The organism is Pseudorhodobacter sp., assembly GCF_030452865.1.
Classification (GTDB): domain Bacteria; phylum Pseudomonadota; class Alphaproteobacteria; order Rhodobacterales; family Rhodobacteraceae; genus Pseudorhodobacter.
The window spans coordinates 1-7,933 of record NZ_JAKDLJ010000148.1; the positions used below are offsets into that span (position 1 = coordinate 1).

At 62.4% G+C, this 7,933-nt stretch carries 7 protein-coding genes; 3 read left to right on the top strand and 4 right to left on the bottom strand.

Annotation, left to right across the window (positions count from 1 at the left end):
• The first annotated feature begins 6 nt into the window (after positions 1 to 6).
• Positions 7 to 468, top strand: a complete 462-nt coding sequence (locus L0H65_RS10200) for an MmcB family DNA repair protein (RefSeq protein WP_301458775.1) — start codon at positions 7 to 9, stop codon at positions 466 to 468.
• Here L0H65_RS10200 and L0H65_RS10205 read toward each other — a convergent pair.
• Both L0H65_RS10205 and L0H65_RS10210 read right to left on the bottom strand, forming a co-directional pair.
• The gene (locus L0H65_RS10205) at positions 465 to 674 is read right to left on the bottom strand and encodes a DUF6324 family protein (RefSeq protein ID WP_301458769.1); all 210 of its coding nucleotides are present in this window, start codon (positions 672 to 674) and stop codon (positions 465 to 467) included. The genes L0H65_RS10200 and L0H65_RS10205 overlap by 4 nt on opposite strands.
• Before the next feature lie 340 nt (positions 675 to 1,014).
• Positions 1,015 to 1,491, bottom strand: a complete 477-nt coding sequence (locus tag L0H65_RS10210; protein ID WP_301458770.1) for a lytic transglycosylase domain-containing protein — start codon at positions 1,489 to 1,491, stop codon at positions 1,015 to 1,017.
• A gap of 262 nt (positions 1,492 to 1,753) precedes the next feature.
• On the opposite strand from L0H65_RS10210, the gene L0H65_RS10215 reads away from it, so the two are divergent.
• The gene (locus L0H65_RS10215; RefSeq protein WP_301458771.1) at positions 1,754 to 3,040 is read left to right on the top strand and encodes an O-acetylhomoserine aminocarboxypropyltransferase/cysteine synthase family protein; all 1,287 of its coding nucleotides are present in this window, start codon (positions 1,754 to 1,756) and stop codon (positions 3,038 to 3,040) included.
• Between the two features lie 81 nt (positions 3,041 to 3,121).
• Here L0H65_RS10215 and L0H65_RS10220 read toward each other — a convergent pair whose 3' ends face one another.
• Both L0H65_RS10220 and L0H65_RS10225 read right to left on the bottom strand, forming a co-directional pair.
• On the bottom strand, positions 3,122 to 4,330 hold the full coding sequence (locus L0H65_RS10220; protein ID WP_301458772.1) for a PLP-dependent aminotransferase family protein: 1,209 nt from the start codon (positions 4,328 to 4,330) through the stop codon (positions 3,122 to 3,124).
• Positions 4,331 to 4,413: 83 nt separating this feature from the next.
• A complete protein-coding gene (locus L0H65_RS10225; protein ID WP_301458773.1) occupies positions 4,414 to 5,127 on the bottom strand; it encodes an SIMPL domain-containing protein in 714 nt (237 codons plus the stop codon).
• Between the two features lie 193 nt (positions 5,128 to 5,320).
• Between L0H65_RS10225 and L0H65_RS10230 the strand changes: the two genes are divergently transcribed.
• The coding region (locus L0H65_RS10230; protein WP_301458774.1) for a hypothetical protein at positions 5,321 to 7,933 on the top strand (2,613 nt) is incomplete at its 3' end.

Here is a 7,933-nt window from a genome sequence, read left to right on the forward strand (position 1 = left end):
TTTCGCCTGTGCGGCCAACGAGGCTTCAGCATCGGCCAACGCCTTGCGCGCGGCACCTGCCGCCATCTCACCAACCTTGGCTTCGTCACGGTGGAGGAGTTGATCCCCGCTTCAGGCCTGAGGGTTGACGTGATGGCGCTTGGCCCGAAAGGCGAGGTCTGGATTGTGGAATGCAAATCCTCGCGCGCGGATTTCATGTCAGACGCAAAATGGCAGGGTTATCTGCCATGGTGTGATCGGTTCTTCTGGTCCGTCGACACGAATTTTCCGACCGAGCTTCTGCCACATGAGACCGGCCTGATCTTTGCCGACGATTACGATGCCGAACTGATCCGCATGGCGCCCGAGAACCGGCTTTCAGCACCCCGGCGCAAGATGGTCACCCGGGTTTTTGCCCGCACCGCCGCGCAGCGCCTGCACGCGCTGCGTGATCCGCGCCCCACCGGCCTGTTGCCGAATACCGTTTAGCGCTTTTTCTTGGCCGACCCCTCACCCATCGCACGGGCAGCAGCGGCTGCGGCCTTCAACTCCTCGGCGATCTCATCCGCTTCATCGGGGTCGAAATCCAGCGGCAAATCGACGCCCTCACCTTCGACATAAAGCCGGACCATGCCAAGACTTGTTGGCCCGATCTGCAAATTCGCCGCCACATCGCTTTGTTTGTCGATACCCATGCGCCCACCCTCCGGCCCGTTGCTCCGCTTTCGCTTAACCCGAAGCTGCGGCCCTGACAAGCGCGGCCCCGCGTCTGGCAGTGGGTCGGCGTGAAATTGGGAAGTGTGGCCCAAATTCGGCCATCGGCTTTCATGCCGCAGGTGTGAGCTGATCGCTTTCGGAGGGGTGCGCCGATAGCGGCCCTTTGGGCAGGCTAATACCCGTCGCCATCGGACCCGACGTGCGACACGACAGAATTCAAATCGTGCAACAACATGATTTCAAAAAAACATTCAGGCCCTCCACCCTCGGCTAACCGTGGCAGAGGTTCCGCCTCCGCCAGACGAGAAAACGCCCGTTTCAGCGACGCAAACCGGTTTTCTGCAACAGCCCCCGGCGCTTGGCCTCATAATAGTAACCCTTGGCATACCACATCACGGCGCTGTCCTGGTTGCCGTCTGACACCAGCCACGCCCCGCGCAGGTATTTTACCGCGTATTTCAGGTTGTTGTCAGCATCAAGCAAGCCCGCCGCACTGCCGCTATATCCCATGCCCCGCGCGGTTTGCGGCAAGATCTGCATCAGGCCGTAATAGGGGCCGTTGCGCGCGGAGGGGCGATGGCGGCTCTCGCGGATAATCACCCGATGCACAAGACTGCGCGGCACCTCATAGAAATCGGCATAGTGGTTGATCTGTCCGCGCAATTTCGGCGTTTCATTGGGATAAAGTGGAGGATCGAAGCGGTCAGGAGCGGACTGACGGCTTTCGCCCCTGCCGCAAGCGGAAAGCGTCGCGACAAAGCCCAGCAGGGCGGCACGGCGGGTCACGGATACCATCGAAATCTCCAATATTTTACCTGGCCTCCATATATTCGTGAAGATGTTCTGGCAAATGCCGTATTTAAGGAATGGCTTTTTCCCGCCGATGGCCAGCAAGGAACCCCTTTCATGGCGCAGCCCGCCATCGCAGGAATTCGGCCCCGCGAAGTGGCGACGCCGGCTTCTGACGCCGATTGTACAGCCTGCGGCTTTGGCCTAACCTGCGCGACGACGCCGATAATGCGGCTGCAATCCTTTGCGAACAGATGAGGAAAATCCAATGTCCGACACCAGAAAACTCGGCTTCGACACGCTGCAAGTCCATGCCGGGGCCAACCCGGACCCGGCGACCGGCGCGCGCCAGATCCCGATCTACCAAACAACTGCCTATGTGTTCCGCGACGCCGACCACGCAGCGGCTTTGTTCGACTTGCGAGAGGTCGGATATATCTATTCCCGCCTGACCAACCCCACGGTTGCGGCCTTGGCTGAGCGTATTGCCGCCCTTGAAGGCGGGGCCGGGGCGGTCTGCTGCTCCTCCGGTCACGCGGCGCAACTGATGGCGCTGTTCCCGCTGATGCAACCGGGCTGCAACGTCGTCGCCTCCACCCGGCTTTATGGTGGCACGATCCAGCAATTCACCAATACGATCCGCAAATTCGGCTGGTCGGCGAAGTTTGTCGATTTCGATGATGTGGATGCGGTGGCTGCTGCGATTGACGACAAAACCCGCGCGATATTCTGCGAAAGCATCGCCAACCCCGGCGGCTATGTCACCGACATTCCTGCCATTGCGGAAATTGCCAAGAAAGGCGGCGTGCCGCTGATCGTCGATAACACCTCGGCCACGCCCTATCTGTGCCAACCGATCAAACTGGGTGCGACCCTCGTGGTGCATTCGACCACGAAGTACCTGACCGGCAATGGCACCGTCACCGGCGGTTGCGTGGTCGACAGCGGCACATTCGACTGGTCAGCAAGCGACAAGTTCCCCAGCCTCTCGGCGCCCGAACCCGCCTATCACGGGTTGAAATTCCATGAGGCACTGGGCCCGATGGCCTTCACCTTCCACTCCATCGCCATCGGCTTGCGCGATTTGGGGATGACGATGAATCCACAAGGCGCGCATTACACCTTGATGGGCATTGAAACCCTGTCGCTGCGCATGGCCCGCCATGTCGAAAACGCGATCAAGGTCGCGGAATGGCTGGAAAAACAGCCGCAAGTTTCGGCCGTCACCTATGCCGGGTTGAAAAGCTCCCCCTATCACGGGCGCTTGGCCAGCGTTTGCCCGAAAGGTGCAGGCGGATTGTTCACCCTGTCGCTGAAAGGCGGTTATGATGGATGTGTCAAACTGGTCTCGGCGCTGAAGCTGTTCAGCCACGTCGCGAACCTTGGAGATACCCGCAGTCTGGTAATCCATCCGGCCTCCACCACGCACCGCCAGCTTTCGCCGGATCAACTCAAGGCAGCGGGTGCCGCCCCGGAAACCGTGCGCCTGTCCATCGGGATTGAAGACCCGGCAGACATCATCGCCGATCTGGAACAGGCTTTGGCGCAGGTTTAAGCCCTCTGACACACCCGCCGGAAACATCCTGGCGGGTGTGCTTTGCCCCGGCAATGGTGCGCTTCAGCGCACCGCGCCCAACTACATCTGTCGCAAAAGCGCCCCCAACCGTTTGATCCCTTCGGCAATCACGGCCTCATCCACCCGCGAAAATGACAAGCGGAGCGTGTTGCGCCCCGATCCGTCGGCAAAGAACGCAGAACCGGGAACGAAAGCGACGCGCTGGGTTTGCAACGACCGCGCCAGCAGTTCCGCGCCGTCCAACCCCTTTGGCAGCGTGACCCAGACAAACATCCCACCTTCCGGCCGCGTCCATTCCACGCCTGCGGGCATATGTGCCGCCAAGGCCGCCAACATCGCATCGCGTCGCGCACAGTAGGCCGCACGGATTTTCCCGACATGACTGTCAAAAATCGCACCCGCAACCTCGGCAATCGCCATCTGGTTCAGGCTTGGCGAATGCAAATCCGCCGCCTGTTTCATCAACACCAACCGTCCGATCACCTCTTTTGCGCCGCAGACCCACCCCACGCGCAGCCCCGGCGCAAGCGTCTTCGAAAACGAACCGCAATAAAGCGTGCGGCAATCCTCCACGCTGCCCTTCTGCGCCACTTCCAGCGCAAGAATCGGTGGGATCGCCTCACCGTCGAACCGGAGCGATTGATAGGCGGCATCCTCGATGATCGCGATATCCAAAGCCTCCGCCAGTTCCAGCGTTTTCAGCCGCGCGGCGCGGTCCAGCGTTTCGCCGGTCGGATTGGCAAAATCGACCGACAGATAGGCGAATTTCACCCGGCCGCCTTTGGCTGTGGCCGCGTCGGCATAATCGGCAGCTGCGCGGTTGGCGTGTGGGTCCAGCCGGTCATATTCCGGCTCATAGGCGTTGAAGGCACCCAATGCGCCCAGATAGGTCGGCCAACCGACAAGCGCTGTGTCTTTTGGCGACAACAAAAGTTTGCCCAGATAATCCAGTGCTTGCTGCGAGCCGGACGTGATCAGGATATTGCCCGCATCACAGGGCACACCAAGTTGCGCCATGCGCCCGGCGATCCACTCGCGCAGCGGCAAATACCCTTCGGACACCGAGTATTGCAACGCAGCTTCGGCCTTTGGCCCGGACAGGATACCAGAAATCGCCGCCTGAAATTCCGCTGTCGGGAACAAGGCCGGGTCCGGAATTCCCCCGGCGAAGGAAATGATGTCGGGCTGATCCAGCAGTTTCAACAATTCCCGGATTTCGGATGCCTTCATCCGCGCTGTCCGGCTGGCAAAGACCTGATCCCAATTCATGGCAAACCCTCCCCGATCTGGTGATCGGGAAAGGATTGGCGCTGATTTGGGCTTATGTCAATAAGACTGACATACTATGGAGATTATGGCGCCAAGGCCCAGACCACAGTGACGCTTGCCGTCAGGTTCAAAGCCCCCGCTTCAACCGGAACGCTTTCCGCCACCGCACTTGCATAGCCTTTGTATTGCGGTTGCGGGTTGTAACTGCCATTTTCGGAAATCGTGACGACCGAGCCCAGCTTGACTCCAGCCGCCTCGGCCAACAATTCGGCGCGGTGGCGCGCGTTTGCAACGGCGGCTTTGCGCGCGGCATCCAGCACCGGGTCAGGAGCGGTCAAGCCAAATGTCACGCCGTTCAAGGTGTTCACCCCGTCGGTGATCGCGGCATCGAGCAAACCGCCGAGCTGCGAAAGGTCACGCACCCGCACCGAAATCTGGTTCGACGCGGTGTATCCGGTGATCTCGTTTCCGGACCCGGAGGCGTATGAACGGTTGTTCCAGTTCGGTTGCAAGGAAAGGCCGGAAGTCTGCAAATCCTTGTCCGCCACCCCTGCCGCCTTGAGGTTCGTCAGAACCGTCGAAAGTTGCGCCGAATTCGCCGCCATCGCTTCCGTCGCGGTCTTGGCGGTGGTGGTGACACCCAGCGAAATCGTCGCCATGTCGGGCTTCACCTCCACCATACCTTCGCCGGTGATGGTGATGCTCGGCTGTGGATTGCCGATCGCCTGCGCCCCGGCGAGGGCGGGCACCGTCAGCGCCAACAGCGCCGTTAGAATCAAGGTCTTGTGTACACGCATAGGTATTCTCCTGTAACTTGGGGGTGCATCAGATCATAAGACGCACCTCATCCGGCAATCCTTGGCAGAAATACCGCCGAACAGGCAGTTATTTTGTTGGCTTTTTCTTCCATTCGGCAAAAAGCTGCTATAGGAGGGGCGTTAAGACGGGGGGGACTCCCCGGTGCTTTTCCTTTTGTGCTAGACCCGTGCAATGAAACCAAATTTCGCCCTGAACATCACCGATACGGCCATCAGCCTGCTCCACCGCACCTCGCGTGGCTGGTTGGAAGTGGGAGAAGCCGCGTTTGACAGCCCCGATCTGGAGGAGGCGCTGGGGTATCTGCGTGCCTCCGCCCTCGGGCTGTCGCCGCATGGCATCACCACCAAGCTGATCCTGCCGCCGTCACAGGTGCTTTACCTGAGCGTGGACGCGCCCGGCCCCGACAAGGCTGCGCGTGAAAGCCAGATCCTCGCCGCACTGGACGGACGTACGCCCTACGCCGCCGATGAGCTGGTGTTTGACTGGTGGGGCACTGGGCCCACGGTTCAGGTCGCTGTGGTCGCCCGAGAAACCCTGGCGGAGGCCGAAGGTTTTGCCGAAACCCATCGCTTCAACCCGGTGTCTTTCGTTACCATCCCGGCAGAGGGTCAATTTGCTGGGGAGCCGTGGTTCGGCACGTCGAAACTGGCCGCGACGCTGTTGCCCGAAGGTGAAAAGGTCACGCGCGATCAAGACCCGGTAAAGATCATCGCCCGCGACAAGGCCGAGGCGAAGCCGGAGGAGAATGCCTCGGCCCCGAAGGGCGAAAAGGCGGATGATCCGAAGGCAAAGGAGCCGGCGCCGAAGGAACCCGAAGCGAAGGGGCCAGAAGCGAAGGATCGCGAATCGCAGGGCGCGTCGCCGGAGGTCGCAGAGTCTGCGATCGCGGCACCGGAGACGAAGAAAGACGCCGAGACCAAGACTGACAGCCCGGACGCCTCGCCCAAGCAAGACGCTGACCGCTTTGCCGAGGTCGAACGCGCGGCGGAAGCCAAGCGCAAGGAACTGGAAGAAGCGCGCACCGCACAGGAAGCCCGCGCCAAACAATGGGCGGCCGAAGCCGACGCCAAGCGCCGCGCCGATGAGGCCGAAGCCAAACGCGCCTCCGACGAAGCCGCAACCGTCGCCGAAAACCAGCGCCGCGCCGATGCCGAACGCGCGGAATTGCAGGCGCGCGCTGAAAAGCTGGCGCAGGCAGAGGCGAAACGGCTGGCGGAGGAGGCAGAGCGGACTCGTGCCGCCCTCGCCGAGCAGGAAAAGATCCGGACCAAAGCCGCCCTCATCGAGGCGGAACGTCAGCGGGCGCAAAGCGATGTCGGCGCGAATGAGGAGGCGGCAAAAGCCTTTGACGGCGTGACCGAGCCGAGCATTGCCGATCTCGACAGGCCGCCGGCAGCCCCCCCCAGCTTTGCCAGCCGCCGCCGCGACGAAAGCCGTGACAAGACATCCGATCAAAGCGCCCCTAGCATCGGGCCTGCCGCAGTTCCACCCGTCAACCCGTCCGCACCTTCGGTCGCCGTCTCCGCAGCGCCGGCCGCCCTGGCGACCGCGCCGCTCGGGCCAACCGTAAAACCCGCAGGTCCGGCAGCACCAACCATCACCTCGGTCAAGCCAAGCAAGCAGCCCTCGGCAGCGCCGCCGAAAGTGATCTCCAAACCGCTGAACGGCACGGCGGCCCTGCCGATTGCATCCCGCACTGATGGCGGGTTGAAGGGAACAAATGCCGCAAGGGCAAGCGTGACAGCGCCACCGAAAGCTGACCCGATCCGCAGCAAAACCTCAGCGGTGAGTTGGTTCAATGACCGGGTGAAATCCGGCACGGGCGATCCTGACGCAACCGCTGGCGCGCGCAGCAGAACCACCGAAACCGTCGCGGGCGGCGACGCGACCATGGGCAAATTCGGTGCCAAGTTGCAGCCGCGCCGTGGCAAGCCGCGCTTTCTGGGCCTGATCCTGACATTGGTTTTGTTGGCTTTGCTGGCGGGGATTGCGGCCTGGTCCTCGGTCTATTTGTCGCGCGACGATGGTGCGGGCGATCCGACCACCGGTCACGCCGATGCAGGCGCGCAGATGCCAGCAGCAGATGGTCAGACCGCCGCGACAACGCCGCAAGCCTTGGACGATACCGGCGCGACAGCGCAAGCCAACGCGCCCGAAGCCGCGGTTCCGGAAGCAACGTCCTCAGAAACCCCGGTTCCGTCCGTCGCCGCGCCAGAGGTTGCAGTCGCCGAGCCGACAGTCACCGGCCCCGGCCCGGCAGTCGCAGAGACCAACGGAACCGCGCAAGGAGCCGGGCCGGAGCGCGGGCCGCAGGATGAAATCTTCCTTGCGGCGATAGATGATCAGCCACCCGCCTTCGACGCCGTGGCGTTGCCGAAACCGCAAGCCCGCCCCGATGGAGCGCCGGAAAGCGTGATGCCGCCGCCGCCGTTCGGTACGCAATATGTCTTCGAGCCGGATGGCACCATCAAACCAACCGTGCGCGGCGTGGTGACGCCCGGCGGTTTCTGGTTGATCGCGGCCAAGCCACCGGTGCTTCCGCCGCCACGCCCCTCCGCCATCGCTGATCCGGCACCGGCGGTTGCACCGCCGCCTGACGCTGCACCGCTACCAGCATCGGTCGCGAACGGTGCCGCCGCCGCCAGTACCGCAGGCGTGACGATGACGGAGGGCGAGAGCCCTCTCTCTGCTTTTGCGGCAGACCCCACCGTCGACCGCCGCCGCCCCGAGCCGCGCCCGCAAACTGCCGCCGCCCCGACAACGACACCGGTGCCGGCCATATCG